Origin of the sequence: Anaerotaenia torta (genome assembly GCF_050433395.1) — a bacterium.
Classification (GTDB): Bacteria; Bacillota; Clostridia; order Lachnospirales; family Lachnospiraceae; genus Mobilitalea; species Mobilitalea torta.
The window spans coordinates 143264-158542 of record NZ_JBNPXH010000012.1 but is presented as its reverse complement, the minus strand read 5'-3'; the positions used below and the strand labels follow the sequence as shown (position 1 = coordinate 158542).

General features: G+C 45.5%; 12 protein-coding genes. All 12 read left to right on the top strand.

Annotation, left to right across the window (positions count from 1 at the left end):
• Window positions 1-161: 161 nt before the first annotated feature.
• The 12 genes from HNQ56_RS18780 (at window position 162) to HNQ56_RS18725 (ending at window position 15276) form a co-directional block, all read left to right on the top strand.
• Entirely contained in the window at window positions 162-1076 is a 915-nt protein-coding gene (locus HNQ56_RS18780; protein ID WP_429149340.1) for an ROK family protein, read from the top strand.
• Window positions 1077-1189: 113 nt separating this feature from the next.
• Window positions 1190-2485: a hypothetical protein gene (locus HNQ56_RS18775; protein WP_429149338.1), complete on the top strand. Its 1296-nt coding sequence runs from the start codon at window positions 1190-1192 to the stop codon at window positions 2483-2485.
• A gap of 67 nt (window positions 2486-2552) precedes the next feature.
• Complete coding sequence (locus HNQ56_RS18770) at window positions 2553-4706, top strand: hydantoinase/oxoprolinase family protein (RefSeq protein WP_429149336.1); 2154 nt, start codon at window positions 2553-2555, stop codon at window positions 4704-4706.
• A 65-nt stretch (window positions 4707-4771) separates the two neighbouring features.
• Window positions 4772-5404, top strand: coding sequence for a beta/alpha barrel domain-containing protein (locus tag HNQ56_RS18765; protein WP_429149335.1), 633 nt, complete (start codon window positions 4772-4774; stop codon window positions 5402-5404).
• 17 nt (window positions 5405-5421) lie between these two features.
• Window positions 5422-6882 (top strand): DUF4127 family protein, encoded by a 1461-nt coding sequence (locus tag HNQ56_RS18760; RefSeq protein ID WP_429149334.1) that lies wholly within the window; start codon window positions 5422-5424, stop codon window positions 6880-6882.
• Between the two features lie 12 nt (window positions 6883-6894).
• A complete protein-coding gene (locus HNQ56_RS18755; RefSeq protein ID WP_429149332.1) occupies window positions 6895-8256 on the top strand; it encodes an FAD-dependent oxidoreductase in 1362 nt (453 codons plus the stop codon).
• On the top strand, window positions 8247-8834 hold the full coding sequence (locus HNQ56_RS18750; RefSeq protein WP_429149330.1) for a hypothetical protein: 588 nt from the start codon (window positions 8247-8249) through the stop codon (window positions 8832-8834). Before HNQ56_RS18755 ends, HNQ56_RS18750 begins: the two co-directional genes overlap by 10 nt.
• 350 nt (window positions 8835-9184) lie before the next feature.
• Window positions 9185-9814, top strand: a complete 630-nt coding sequence (locus HNQ56_RS18745; RefSeq protein ID WP_429149329.1) for a 5-bromo-4-chloroindolyl phosphate hydrolysis family protein — start codon at window positions 9185-9187, stop codon at window positions 9812-9814.
• A 36-nt stretch (window positions 9815-9850) separates the two neighbouring features.
• A complete protein-coding gene (locus tag HNQ56_RS18740) occupies window positions 9851-10399 on the top strand; it encodes a LemA family protein (RefSeq protein WP_429149327.1) in 549 nt (182 codons plus the stop codon).
• Between the two features lie 14 nt (window positions 10400-10413).
• Window positions 10414-11898, top strand: a complete 1485-nt coding sequence (locus tag HNQ56_RS18735) for a TPM domain-containing protein (RefSeq protein WP_429149325.1) — start codon at window positions 10414-10416, stop codon at window positions 11896-11898.
• A 587-nt stretch (window positions 11899-12485) separates the two neighbouring features.
• Entirely contained in the window at window positions 12486-14531 is a 2046-nt protein-coding gene (gene abc-f / locus HNQ56_RS18730) for a ribosomal protection-like ABC-F family protein (protein ID WP_429149324.1), read from the top strand.
• A gap of 130 nt (window positions 14532-14661) precedes the next feature.
• On the top strand, window positions 14662-15276 hold the full coding sequence (locus HNQ56_RS18725; RefSeq protein ID WP_429149322.1) for a TetR/AcrR family transcriptional regulator: 615 nt from the start codon (window positions 14662-14664) through the stop codon (window positions 15274-15276).
• The last annotated feature ends 3 nt before the right edge of the window (window positions 15277-15279 follow it).

Sequence of the window (15279 nt, the reverse complement as noted above, 5' to 3'; positions counted from 1 at the left end):
TGCGGCCGGTATGTTTTTTGGATTTAACTGTGAATAGTGACGGCAAAACAGTAGTTAAATAAAAATATTTTATAAATAGTTGACAACCGTGTTCCGGATATGATACAATCTGAATATACTTTTTACGAGCTTCGTAAAAAGTGGAAAGCAGGTGTGATAGATTGCTGGATGAATTAAAATCCCAAAACATATCAAGCATATTATTGTTGCTTCTGAGCAATGAAAATGCTACAAAATCCGATTTGGTCAGGGAGACTAAGTTTGGAAATTCAACGGTGTCCTCAGCCATTAATGAGCTGACCCATGCTAATTTAGTCACCTCCATTGGAAAAGAAGATTCCATTGGCGGCAGGCGTTCCATCATATATAAGATTAATGAAGCTTATGGGTGGTTTATCGGAATTACACTGAAAAAAGAAGCATTTGAATTTGTGGTGACAGATTGTCAGAACCGTATTGCCGCTGCGTGGACCACTCCTTATGATAAGCAGGTGCCGGCCATCTCCGTCCTGCTTCGCGAGTTGGAAAAAGGGATGGACACCTATCAAAATGTATTGGGAATAGGGGTAGGGCTCAACGGGCAAATCGACTATGAAGCACAGGTGGTTGTCTCCTGTGAGGATCTTAACTGGAACTACGTACATTTAAAGGAAAGCATTGAACGTGAGTTTCTGGTATATACCGTGGTTGACCACTACATAAACGGCGCCGCAAAGCGTGAGCATTACCTGGGATCGGCTAAGAAAATTCAAAACTATATTTATTACAATGAGCTTGTACCTGAAAAGATGGCGGTAGTCTTAAATGGCGTGCTTTGCAGGGGAAGATATAATTTAGCAGGTAAGCTGGATGGTAGCTCTGTGGAATTCTATCAAAAGCTTGAACAGATAAAAGGCCATTGGGATGTGGAGAAAGTGTTTGTTGCAGGCGGAATGGAGAGCAGGGTAAGCAACTGTGCCAATGCAAAGGATGTCGTCCGCCTGGGCGCGGAGGATTACTGTCTGGCTCGCGGAATGGCAGCACAAGCAGAGATTAAATGGTTCAAACGAGCATTGGGGAAATCAAAGGTTTCCTAAGGGAAAGCAAGGGGACATTGCTGCTTTATTAAAAAGCTTTGCAGCCCTTGAAAAATAAAGCTTTAAAACAGGAGTGCCGTACCTGGCATTCTTAAATAAAAAGGAGGGTAATTATGCAAACCGTATTAATCATTCTAATCTTTCTTATCATGTGTATTTTAATGTACACAAAAAAGCTTTCTGCAATGTTTGCGCTTCCAATCATGGCATTTCTAATCGCATTGGTAGCCGGAATCCCGTTTAACAATGTGACCGAGGGTGAAACTACCTCTCCCGGAATTCTGACCCTGCTGTTTGCAGACGGTCCTGTCCGGCTTGCCTCTACCATGATTATGCTGATTTTTGGCGCCATCCTGTCACAGATGATTAAAATGTCCGGAATTGCCGAAGCGATTGTGAAAATGGTATCGGAGCTTGCCGGAGACAGATCAATGGTTCTTGGGATCTCGCTGCTGGTGGTATTAAGCGCATTGTTCACAACACTGGGCGGTCTGGGTTCGGTCATTATGATTGGTACCATCGTGCTGCCGATTATGACCTCTGTGGGAATTTCATCGCTTACGGCCGGTTGTATTCTGTTGTTTGCATTAAGCACGGGCGGTATTTTTAATCTGACTAACTGGGGACTGTATATTGACGGCTTCGGTTTGCAAGTGGAAGAAATCAGAAACTTTGCTTATCCTCTGGGCATTATCTTTCTTATCATGGGTATCTTATTCATCATTGTGGAAGAGAAATTCGGGGGAAAGATACGTATAAAAAAAGTTGCATGGCCGGAACCCAGTACTCAGGTGCCTCTTGAAAGAAAAGTTAATATTTTGGCTATGCTGACCCCCATCGTTCCTCTTATCATGGTGTTGGTTCTAAAGCTGGATATTGTGACGGCCCTGGTCATTGCAATTATTTACTGCTTTCTTACAACCATCAGCAGGGAATCCATGAAGAACCTCACCAAGGCCGTGACACAGGGAATTTCCGATTCCGCCGGCGCACTCTTTTTAATGATCGGAATCGGTATGGTGCTCAAGGTTGTTATGGACCCGCGGGTTACAGAGTTCATCGGTCCTGCGATCAAAGGCCTGCTGCCCCAATCCCCGCTGTTATATATCCTGTTCTTTTCTGTTTTAGCTCCGCTGGCGCTCTATCGCGGTCCCTTCAATGTATGGGGACTCGGGTTGGGAATCGGGTCCATTATGCTGGGAACGGGAGCAATGCCTGCCCTTGCAATTATGGCGGCGCTTATGTCCACCGGCCAGCTGCAGGGTATCTGTGATCCCACCAATACCCATAATGTCTGGACGGCTTCTGCAACCGGTACGGATGTCAATGATATTTTGAGAAAGACCCTTCCCTTTGTGTGGATAGGTGCAATCATTGGTCTGGTTATCGCAGGTATTCGGTTCTTCTAAAGAACATACGATCCAAGTCCGAGTACCTTCGGACTTGGATTTTTACTAAAAGACGGAGGTGTTTTCCTTGGCAAGAACCATTAGAATTGGAATTGATGTGGGAGGTACGTTCACCCATGCGGTTGCAATTGATCAGAAAAAAAATACCATTATCGCTCATTCTGTAACACCCACGACCCATTCCTCTGAGAACTCGGTTTCAGAGGGAATCATCAAAGTATTCACTACGATTATTGAGGAGCTGGGTACGGATAAAAGTGAAATTGCATTTGTGGCACACAGTACCACACAGGCCACCAACGCCCTGTTGGAGGGGGACGTTTCCAAGGTAGGGATCATCGGCATGGGAAAAGGGCTGGAGGGCATCAAGGCAAGCAGTGATACCAATATTAAGAGTCTGGAGCTAAGCAAGGGGAAGCTGCTGGATACCGAGCATCATTACTTTGACACCAACAGCAAGGATTTCTGTGCCGCCAATATAAAAGAAGCACTGAGCAAAATGAAGGAAGCGGGCTGTCAGGTGATTGTCGCCAGCGAGGCCTTTGGGGTAGATAATACAGAAAACGAAGATACCGTAGTGAGTCTCGCCCTGGGGCAAGAGCTTCTTTCCACTGCAAGCCATGAGATTTCCCAGCTGTATGGCTTAAAGGTAAGAACGAGGACGGCGGTGATCAACGCAAGTATTCTTCCTAAAATGACCGAAACGGCAAACCTCACGGATCAAAGCATCCGCAAAAGCGGAATTGAATCCCCCCTGATGATTATGCGAAGTGACGGCGGCGTTATGGATTTAAACCAAATGCGCAAGCGTCCGATTTTGACCATGCTCTCCGGCCCTGCGGCAGGCATTGCGGCAGCCTTGATGTTTGCAAAAATCTCAGATGGTATTTTTCTGGAGGTCGGAGGCACCAGTACCGACATTTCAGCTATAAAAAACGGTAAAGCGATGATTAAAAGTGCCAATGTGGGCGGGCACATCACCTATTTAAAAACCTTGGATTCACGTACTGTGGGCGTAGGCGGCGGTTCCATGACCCGTATGAAGCATCAGGATGTGCTGGAGGTAGGCCCAAGAAGCGCACATATTGCAGGGCTGGGCTATCTGGCCTTCAGCACTCCTCAGGAGTTGGAAGGCGCGAAGCCTGTTCTTTTTTCACCAATGCCCTCGGACCCCGGGGATTATCTGGGGGTTGAAAATAAGGAAGGCAAGCGCTTTGCAGTTACTCTTACCGATGCATCAATTTTGATGAACATGACCCGGGAAGGGGATTACGCTTATGGAAATTATGATCAGGTGAAGCGCGCCTTTGATGTAATCGGAAGTCACTTTGGTAAGACGGGCGAGCAGATAGCACAGCAGATTTTGGACGGAGCCGCAGCTAAGGTCAAGCCGGTAGTCCTGGATTTACTGGAAGAGTACCGTATTGATGCGGAGCTGGTCTCCCTTGTTGGGGGCGGAGGCGGTGCAACCTCGGTGGTGCCATGGCTGAGTCAGAAAGTGGGCATGAAATACCTCATCGCCCCAAAGGCCGAGGTGATTTCCGCAATTGGTGCGGCGCTTGCCATGCTGCGGGATACGGTAGAGAAGACGGTTATGACCCCGACGGAAAGCGATATTCTGGCGATCAAGAAGGACGCCTTTAGCAGGCTGGTCTCCATGGGGGCCGATGTCAATACCATCGAGGTGCAGATTGAGATTGATCAAGGGAAAAACATCCTGCGTGCCATTGCTACAGGCGCGTTTGAAATGGATCAGGATTATCATACAATGCAAAAGCTGGAGGAGCCTGAAATTAGAAAAAGTGCAGCGGAATCTTTGAAAACAGACGCGGATCGAATTCAGCTGGCGGCTGTCGTTGACGGACTTTACATCTATGAGGATATTGCAGAACAAAGAAGGCTGTTCGGCCTTTTGAAAACCCAAATTAAGCGATACCGTGTGCTCGATGCCTTTGGAGTTGTTAAATTCCAGACCAATGCAGGGGATATCTTCAGCCAGCCCAGGAAGGACTATCAGAAGACCATCAAAGCCTTTATCGAGCGTGTTTCGGATTTCTCTGATGTGGGGATCACCCTGGCGCAGTTTTTTCTTATTTATAAAAACCGCATTGTGGATTATTCTTCTGTTTTAAATTATGAACAGCTTCTGAATTTGATTGAGCTGGAGCTGGAGGGTCTTTCGGATCATGATAGGGTAGTGGTGATTTCCAGTAAACGCTGAAAGGATGGAGGAAGATGAACTTTAAAGAAATGCTGATAAGCAAAAAACATTCATTGGTAATCAGTTTGCCTGCAAATGATTCCGAGCTTGCACGCATTGCATGGGAGGAGGGGGCGGATGCAGTAAAGGTACATATAAATGTGTCCCATCGTGCCAGCAAGAATCATTATGCCAGCTTTGAAGAAGAAAAACAGGAGCTGCTGCAAATTCTTGCAGATGCAAAGGGCCCTTGCGGAATTGTAGCCGGCTGTGATGTAGAAACCGTCATTCAGGATTATAGAAATGCCACAGAAGCGGGATATAGCTTTGTCTCACTTTATGCTCATGACATGCCGCTATGCTTGCTGGAAGATCCCTCTATTGTCAAAATGGTCGCCTTTGACAGTTCATATGACATGGCATATCTAAAGAACCTGGAGAAGCTTGGAGCGGATGTATTCGAAGCATCGGTGATGCAGCCGGAAAGCTACGGCACCAGGCTGAGTATGCGGGAGCTGCTGCAGTATGCGGACATCTGCGGGCGCACCAGTCTGCCGGTACTGGTACCCACACAGCGGGATATAAAACCCCATGAGGTGGGACACCTTTTGGCATGCGGTGTAAAAGCTACCATGATCGGTGCGATTGTCACAGGAAAAACCCCTGACAGTGTGCGAAAAGCTGTGGCGGAATTTAGAAATGCCATTGACAAGCTTTAACAATTAAGGAGGTAGTTATGAAACTGGCGCTTCTTCCACTGGATTCAAGACCCTGCAGCTATCATATTCCCAAAGATCTTGCATCACTGGGAAAGGTAAACTGCGTGATGCCGCCGCTTTCCATTATGGATTTTTTTAAAGAGCCTTCGCAGTTCGAAAGTATTTCAAAGTGGGTCTTATCACAGGCCCCGTCTTGCGATGCCATGGTGATTTCCATTGAACAGCTGCTGTATGGCGGGCTGATCTGTTCACGGCAAAACAGGATATCAATTGATGAGGCAAGGAAGCGCTTGAATTTTCTTGAGCAGCTTAAGCAGGCAAATCCGCATCTGAAGCTATATGCTGCGAATGTGCTGATGCGGACTACGGTAAGCACTCTCAACGCCGAGTCAAAAATATGGTGGGAAGCAGTGGCTCTCTATTCTAAATATTCGCATCTGGCGGAGTTGGAGGATACCGCAGAAAACCGAAAGCAATTGGACGTATTAAAGACAAGAATTCCGCAGGAAGTTCTGAGCGAATTTTTATCGGTCAGAGAGAGAAATCATGCAATCAATCTGCATTGTATCGAGCTTGTCCATAAGGGTGTCTTGGACTTCTTGCTTATTCTTCAGGAAGATTGCAGCGAATGGGGCATTCATAAATCAGAGCAAAGAAGGCTGTATGAAAAAATAGAAGCCTTAGGACTGAGAGAGCGGGTGCTTTTGCACAATGGCACGGACGAGGCCACGGCAGAGCTGATGTGCAGGGCTGTTTCCCCGGAAGAAAAGGAGGTTTGCATAAAATGGCTTCCTCAGCCTGGTGAGTTTGTGGCGCTGTTTGAGGACAGACCGTTTTGCGTGAATCTGGAAAGCCATCTGAAGACAGTAAATCTGCATCATGCGCCGTCTTCTGATACCATTTTGTATATCTATGTTCCCAAACAGGAGCAGGGGGATTTTTGCGCGGATCATTCCACACCCTTACGGTCAGGCTACAGCGATGCGCAGTATACCCGTATGGCAAGCACTATTGCAGAAGATGTAAAACAGGGCAGGAAGGTTTATGTTCTGGATGTTGCTTTTGCAAACGGAGGCGATATCCGCCTGCTGGAATATCTGGCAAAGCAAATTCCTTTAAACCGGCTCTATGGTTATTCTGCCTGGAATACTGCCTGTAATGCCCTTGGCACCAGCCTTGCACAGATTGTAATGGCAGAGGGGAAAAACGTTGAGGAAAATCAGAAGTTTACCCTAGGCCGGATATTGGATGACGTCATCTATCAATCGGTGATTCGGCCGAAGCTTTCCCGCAGGCTGTCGGAATTAAAGCTGGACGGCTGGAATATCGAAAAACCGGAGCTGGCACAGGAGCTGCTGGAGAAGGAGTTACGCGAACATCAGGCGATGATGGAGGGGCTGAACCTCGGCAGGAAGATATCCTATACGGCCAGCCTGAGATGGCCTAGAATTTTTGAAGCTGCCATTATAATGGAATGAGGAGGTGATTGCATGAAAGAGCAAAGAGAGCAATATGATGTAATTGTCTGCGGAGGAGGTACAAGCGGTGTTATGGCTGCGCTTTCTGCCGCACGAAATGGGATGCGGGTTCTGATTCTTGAGAAGAATGCTTATTTTGGCGGTGCTAATACAGCGGCAATGGTATCGCCGCTCATGACCTTTCACGCGGGAAAAAGGCAGGTGGTGAAGGGCATTGCACAAGAAATCATCGATAGGCTAAAGGAAAAAAAGGCTACTTTAGGGCATATCAAGGATCCCATCGGAATGGTTTCCAGTATTACGCCAATCGACTCGGAAGCGCTGAAAATGCTTTATTTTGAGATGCTTGGCAGCGAACCGAATGTCAGTGTCCTGCTCAATAGCATCATTACCGGGGTGGGGATCAGCAACGGCATAATTGAAACAGTTACAGTGACTACCAGGGCAGGAAAGCAGATCTTTAAGGCGGCGCTTGTTGTAGATGCCACAGGTGACGGCGATATCATCAGCTTTGCCAAGGAAAACTTCGTAATCGGCAGAACGCAGGACGGCATGGCGCAGCCCATGAGCTTAATGTTTAAGGTTTCAGGCATTAGAATGGACGAGGTGCGGCAGTACATACGGGCGAACCCGGAACAATTCATCTGGAACAGCCAGTGTGATGTGAATGATTATGTGGCAGTTTCAGGATTTTTCAGCCTTGTAAAGCAAGCCCAGGAGAATGGTGACCTCAATATCCCGCGGGATAGGGTGCTCTTTTTTCAAGGGCTGAAGGAAGGCGAGGCCATCATAAATATGGTACGGGTAATCAAGCTGTCAGGAGTGGCCCCCGATGAGCTTACAAAAGCAGAATTTGAAGCGCATGCGCAGGTTAGAGAGATTGTGGCCTTTCTCCGTCAATATGTCCCTGGGTTCGCGGATTGCCGTCTGGAGATGGTGGCGGATATGATTGGTGTGAGAGAAAGCAGACGGCTGTCAGGCATGTACACGCTGACCGCAGATGACGTAATCAACAACAGGGAACAGCCGGACAGTGTCGCTGTTTGTGCATTCCCCATCGACATACACAGTCCCAGCGGAGATGAGCTTAATTGGGTCCGCAAGGAAAAATACAATTGTTATGATATCCCCTACCGTGCCATGCTGCCTCAAAAGACGAAAAACCTTATTGTGACGGGGCGCTGCATATCGGCAACTCATGAGGCCCTGGCATCCGCCAGAATTTCAGCAACGGCGATGGCATTGGGTGAAGCGGCGGGGCTTGCCTGTGCAATTTGTATCAAGAATGCCACAAGTCTGCACAAGCTGGAAGTTTCTGAGCTTCAGGATAATTTGAGAAAGCAGGGAGCAGTTCCCGGCAAACGGTGGCTTTAATGGTTGAGGAGCTGAAGAAAATCGATCCCAGGCAGCTGGATTTTATTCTGTGGCTTTCTTCACCTGCTTTGGCGAAAAACGAGAAAAAACGTGAAATGCTTTACTGCCATGCCGTTTCCATAGGGGAGCAGACCGCCCATCAATACGTTTTAGACCGAAACAGGCTGGAAGAAGAGGCGTACAGACTTGGAATAACGGCAATCCAAAGTTGCGGGGAGCATGAAAAGACCAGGGCATATTATCTGCCTGACACAAAGGAGATTTTTTGCAACAGCTTTTTTGCAGCCGAGATGGCAGATTTTTTTGTACGGGAGAATATTGGAGCCTTCTCCGCCGGGGATATACGTAATGCGTTGATTTGCCACGAGTTGTTTCATCACATTGAACATACTTTTTCGGAACCTGTGGATGTCTGGCTGAAAAAACGATATAAGACAAGTGTCAGCCCCATCTATAGAGATATGGCGGCATTTGCTTTCACCAATCATGTACTGGATACAAGATGTCAGCTCGTTGACCTGTTTTGGCTTAAGATGCATCATTTTGAAACATATCAGGATATTATTGAAAAGTTATGAAATCATAGTGCGATCAATACCGCCTCTTGGCGGAGAAATGGAGAGGATTGTCCCACAATCCAGGGAGTTACCGATTCAACCAGCAATTCGCCTGTTCTGACCTGGACCAATATACGCTGGTATATTAAGTATAAATTTATGCCGGCTCTGGCCTGGCAATAAAAAAATGATTATCTGATACTTTAGAAAGTATGGGATAATCATTTTTTATTGCTGTGATGAATATATCCGCAGTCTCAAAGATTAGTGCTGTTTTTAATATTTCTAATCAGCTTATAACTTGTTAAACACAGAGAAGATTGCTATAATGTAAGAAATTGCTGGATGATAAATGAAATGAGGTGAAGTCTTTGAAGATAAGAAAAAGTAAATCAGTTGTTCCTGTTTATTTAGTAGGATTGCTATGGATTGTATATGCATGTCTTTTTCCGTTATACCGTATGGCTGATTTCCTTATTGCGGGTATCTTATCGGTTTTATTGTATTTTATAGCAGCTTTTGCAATACCCTCTTTCTTCGTCAATAAAAAATACAAGAATATTGATACAGGAGATTCCGGCACGGATGAAATGCTGATAACGGCGGTAGATCATTTGGAAAGAATGAGATTATTACGAAATACGATAGTCAATAATAATATCAGAAAGCAAATAGAAGCCATAGAAAATACTTCGCATCAGATCATTGCGTATATAAAAAAATATCCGGATAAAGGTCCTAAAGTTAGCCGATTTTTTTCTTATTATCTGCCCACTACATTAAACCTGATTAATAACTACAAGGAACTGGAGATGCAAGAACAGGCAGGGGATAATCGTACCATGGGCATGAAAAAAATAGAGGACTTTATGAATGAACTGGTTATAGCTTATCGCAAGGTAATAGACGATTTGAATGAAGATAAAGTAATGGAAACCATAATCGATATTGAAGTAATGGATGAAATGCTTCAGATGGATCGGTATATTAAGAAATTATAGCCTGCTCAGGTTTGATCAACGGGATAGGAGGAAGATATGAAATATCTTAGAAATAGAAAAGTTGCAATTGGGATTACTGCTTTTGCCGTCTTCCTGTCTATATTATTCGGTTCTCATTCCTCACTGATGCAGCTTAGAGAGGAGACCTCACTGATATTTTACAGCGGTGAGAAAAAGAATGGAAAAGGGATACAGCATGATTTGGAATATATAACGGATCAATGCTATAATCTGACCGTGGTTGCCGGCAGGTACATGGACCCGGATGATGAACGAATAAAGGAAGTTTTAAGAAAGCGGGATCTGGTAAATAGTGCGGTTACTCCCAGAGAGAAATATCAGACGAGCGAAAGCTTAATAGAGGCTGCAATGAAATTATATAAAGATTTGGGCTTCATGAGCTTGGAAGAAAGAGACCAATATTACAGAGACAGTTTCGCGGTAAATGTTGAATCAAGGCAATTAATTATTTCACACAGCAGTTATAATGAGCTTGCGGTCACCTTTAATGAAAGCTTAGAACGCTTTCCTGCAAATGTTTTAAGTAAAATAACATTTGTCAAGCCATTGGAATTATATGAGTAAGGGGGGATTAAATAATGAAGGGGTTATATAAAATATTATTTATTTTGCTGCTTGTATTGATAGTACCATATAAAACTGCTGCGGCGGATACCTTAGATCCTGCGGATGGATTTTATGTGAATGATTTTGCCGATGTAATTAATGCTGATACGGAAGAGAAAATATTAGAATTTGGAAAGCAATTGGAGGATCAGACAAGTGCGCAGCTGGTTCTGGTAACAGTTGATTTTACAGATGGAGAGTCTCTTGAAAATTATGCACTGGATATGTTTAATAAATGGGGGATCGGATCGAAAGAAAAGAATAATGGAGTTTTGATCCTTTTATCTATTGGCGACGATGATTATTGGGCGATGCAGGGGGAAGGTCTGGAAGATACTTTAACAAGCGGTAAGATGTCCGGTATCCTGCAAGAATATTTGGAGCCTGATTTTGCAGCAAAGGATTATAGTGCCGGTGCTGAAAAAGTATACCATGCATTTTATCAGGCCTTGGGCGGGCAATGGAAGAATGCTTCCGAGGAAACTGATAAAATATTAAGTGATAAAACAGGTCCATATACATTTGATTATGCGGATATGATAGATAATAAAACAAGAGATCACATTAACAGGTATAGTTCTGAAACGAAAGAGTTATGTGAAGCGGGGTTTTATATTGTAACGAAGGATCATTGTGAAGCCGGGCTTAGCTTTCAGGAGGATGCAATCAATACCTTTGAAGAGTTTAATGTAGGAAGCCGCGATGTATTACTGGTTTTTTATAAAAACGATGATAATTACTGGCTGCTGCCAGGTGAAGAAGCAGAAAAATTTGCAAATGAAGATGTATTAAAAGATATTCTGGATAATGCTCTGGAACCAAAGTTTGCAGCCGGGGATTATAGTCGGGGAGCATCCTTTGTTGCAGATCGGTTTTACGTACTTTTTAAGAAGAATTTTGGGGAGGTCAGGAAGGGCACTTCAACAAATTCAAGTCATGCTTTCGAAGGAGCGGATAACCGAGCGGAAGGGAGTTCCCAAGGAGGAGTGGTTGCGTTCTTCTTCGTTATATTATTAATTGTGATTTTTAGCTCAGGGCGCAGAAGAAGACGTTACAGGAATACCTATGGCATGCCCTATAATCCATACGGCGGCAGACATATCGGATGGCATCATCCGGGAGGTTATCGGGGGCATCATGGATATCATGGACGCTCCATGGGTACAGGTTTTAATAGCGGAAGGTCATCATGGTCCAACGATAATAAATCCGGCTCGGGAGCAGGAAGATCAACCTCAGGAGGCGGTTCCTGGGGAAGCAGCGGAGGGGCCGGGCGCTCGTCCTCCTCGAGCAGCAGCTTTACCGGAGGCAGCGGCGGAGCAAGTCGCGGCGGCGGAGCCGGGCGGTCGTCCGGAGGGTTTGGCGGAGGCTCATCCGCGCGTTCTTCCGGCGCAGGGAGATCAACCTCTGGCGGAGGAGGGAGCAGCCGCGGAGGCGGAGCAGGAAGAAGTAAATAATGGAATGATGACCAATAGATAGACCATCTGCTGAAGCAAATTCGGAGTAAAATGACCCCATGACGTTATCGCCATGGGGTTCATTTTGCTATAAAGTATGCCCATTTTACAGTTTAGCAGCTTGCATTTATTGATGGATATGATATAATGAATCGTGATCTAATTAATGAAGCTTGATAGAAAGGAACAATTCTGTGAAACCTACAACGAAGACTTTAACAGTTATAATTATCTCCGCGCAAAGACCACAATTGAAAAAAGTCGGCTATGCTTTGCACGGAGGTTTCAGTTCTTAAAATAGCTGGTGCCAGGTGTTATTCAAGAATTCTCTTGATGCTTTCATGAGGATTTGTTTGAGTATCTCATTTTGGCATCCTAGTTTAAGAACCGGTGATCAGGATTGATTCATTGATATGTGACTGCAACAGCGTTGGCCTGTCTGCAGTTTTTTATAGGAAGAAAAGCCTTAGGGAAGCCAACGGTTTTTCAGATTATATTTGTGCACCATAAAACTGTCGGACGGGTTTGCAGACAACAACCTGATCCGGCAGTTTTTGCGTTTGCCATAGCCGATTGAATAGAAGGTGATGTACCTGAGAACAGTGACAATGAGGCGGCAAGGGGATTGGCAGGAGGCCCCCCCTGCGGATTTTATGCCTCCGGTAGAAATAGAGGATTTATTTGTTGACCGGGAGGCTTTAGAGAAAGGGAAGAGAATAATTATGATTTATCAAATCAACAACGGACTTGTGAAATATGCGGCCGATACCATACTGGATCATATTAATTTTGAAATAAGAAATACGGAGAAAATCGCTGTGGTGGGCCGGAACGGCTGCGGAAAGACCACCTTGTTTAAGCTGATTGCCGGAATTCTTACGCTGGATAATCCGGACAGTGACGAAGACAGCTGGATCAGCAGGGCGGGGAATACCACCATCGGTTTCCAGCAGCAGATCAGCTTTGAAAATGAAGATCTAACAGCGGAGGAAGAGCTTCTGAAGGCATTTTCCACTTTGCTGGAATGGAAGGGGAAGCTGGAGCGGCTTTGCGTGCAGATGGAAACAGACCATTCGAAGGAAGTGCTGGAAAGCTATTCGAGGACACTGGGGCTTTTTGAGAGCGCAGGAGGCTATACCTACCAATCGGAAATGGAAACCGTGGTTACGAAGTTTGGCTTTGCCCTGACGGATCTGAAACGTCCCATCAGCAATTTCTCCGGCGGACAGAGAACGAAGCTGGCCTTCATCCGCCTGCTGTTAAGCAAGCCGGATATCCTGCTGCTGGATGAACCCTCCAACCATCTGGATCTGCCCACCATCGAATGGCTGGAGCGGTATTTAAAACAGTACCCCAAAGCAGTGGTTATCATTTCCCATGACAGAATGTTTCTGGATAAGATAGCGGATGTCACCTATGAAATCGAGCACAGGAAAATGACGCGTTATGCGGGGAATTATTCGGCATTTGTAAAGCAGAAGAGGATGAATTGGGATAAGCAGCAGAAGGATTATCAGATGCAGCAGAAGGAAATCGCAAGGCTCATGGCGCTGGTGGAGAAGTATAAGCATCATCCCACCAAGGTGTCCATGACCAAATCCAAGCTGAAGCAGATCGAACACATGGACCATATTGAGGCGCCGGAAAAATACGATCTCAAGACCTTTCGTACGGAATTTAAGCCCTTAAGACCCGGGGGACAGGATGTCCTGAGGGTAAACCGGCTTGTGATCGGCTATGATAAGCCCTTATGTGAGGTGAGCTTTGAGCTGAAGAAGGGGCAGAAGCTCGCGGTAATCGGTGAAAACGGGATCGGAAAATCGACGCTTCTGAAGACGCTGGTGAAGCAGGTGAATCCGCTGGATGGAGCATTTGCCTACGGATTTCAGATTGATCCCGGGTATTTTGACCAGCAGCTCGCCCAGAATGACAATGACAGGACGGTGCTGGAGGATTTTTGCGACGAGTTCCCGGATATGCGTTTGTCCGAGGCGCGTTCTGCCCTGGGATGCTTCCTTTTTGCCCAGGATAGCGTATATAAAAAGGTTTGCCAGCTGTCAGGAGGAGAGAAGGTTCGGCTGAGCCTTGCTAAGATTTTGAAGAAGAGGCCCAATTTTCTCATTCTGGATGAGCCGACGAACCACATGGATATCGTTGGGAAGGAGGCTCTGGAGGCGATGCTCCTGAACTATGAGGGAGCCGTGCTCTTCGTATCCCATGACCGGTATTTCGTGCAGAAGATAGCGGATACGCTGCTGATATTTGAGAAGGACGGGGTGAATTATTATCCCTTTGGCTATGAGGAGTATGCGGAAAGAGAGCTTACCTTCGGCGAGCCGGACCTGCCTGTTAAGCCTGCGGTTCAGATAAATGTGCCCAAAGCTGCCCCCGGCGGAAGGTATCAGGACAAAAAAGCCCTGGACAGAAAGAATCAGGTAGTGAGAAAGCTAGAAAGGGTGATAGAAGAAACGGAACAGGAGATTGAAAGAATAAAAGAATGGATGGAAAACCCGGAAATTGCCTGTGATTATACGAAGCTGAGTGAACTGCATGATCAGCTGACAAGGGAAGAGCTTAAGCTGGAGGGGTACCTGGAGGATTATGTGAGGGAGCAGACGGATGAAATAGGTTAAGTCAGGAAGGCAGGTGCTATTGTATCAGGGAGTTAAATAAATGGCCGATTTAAAATTTTGCTTGCTTATCTAACGAATGTTAGGTAAAATATATCTAACAATTGCTAGATAAAAAAAGAGAGGAGCATGAATGAAGCAGAAGGCAAATACAAAGGACATTATTGAACAGGTTGCTTTAGAGTTGTTTTCGAAAAAGGGATATCAGGCGGCATCAATCAGAGATATCTGTAGACAGGTGGGCATTAAAGAGAGTACCATCTATTATTATTTTACTAATAAACAGGCGATCATGGATTCCCTCATGGAAAAGATCGATATGCTGATTGAAAGTATGAAGACTGCTTTTGAAGCAGAATTTATCAAGCTGGCTTCGATTCCGGAAGCAGAATTTTGTGAAGTCGCCGTCGGGGTGTTGAAAAATTATCTGTTAAATCCATATGTTTATAAGATGTTATCCGTGCTGACCATTGAAAAAATGTCGGAGAAGACGGCCTATGAAATGTATCACAGGCTGGTGTTTGAACTGCCCTTATTACAGCAGGAGCAGGTCTTTAAAAGGATGATGGAAAGAGGGTATATAAAACCGAATAATTCAACGGTGCTGGCACAGGAATATTATGCAGTTATTTACCTGGCCTTTCAAAAAAACTGTGTTGGATATGGGGTGACAGAGGAGCAGATCAATACGGCCTGTGAGGAAATCCGAATCAATATGGAAGACATATATAGAAAGATGAAGGGGTGATTT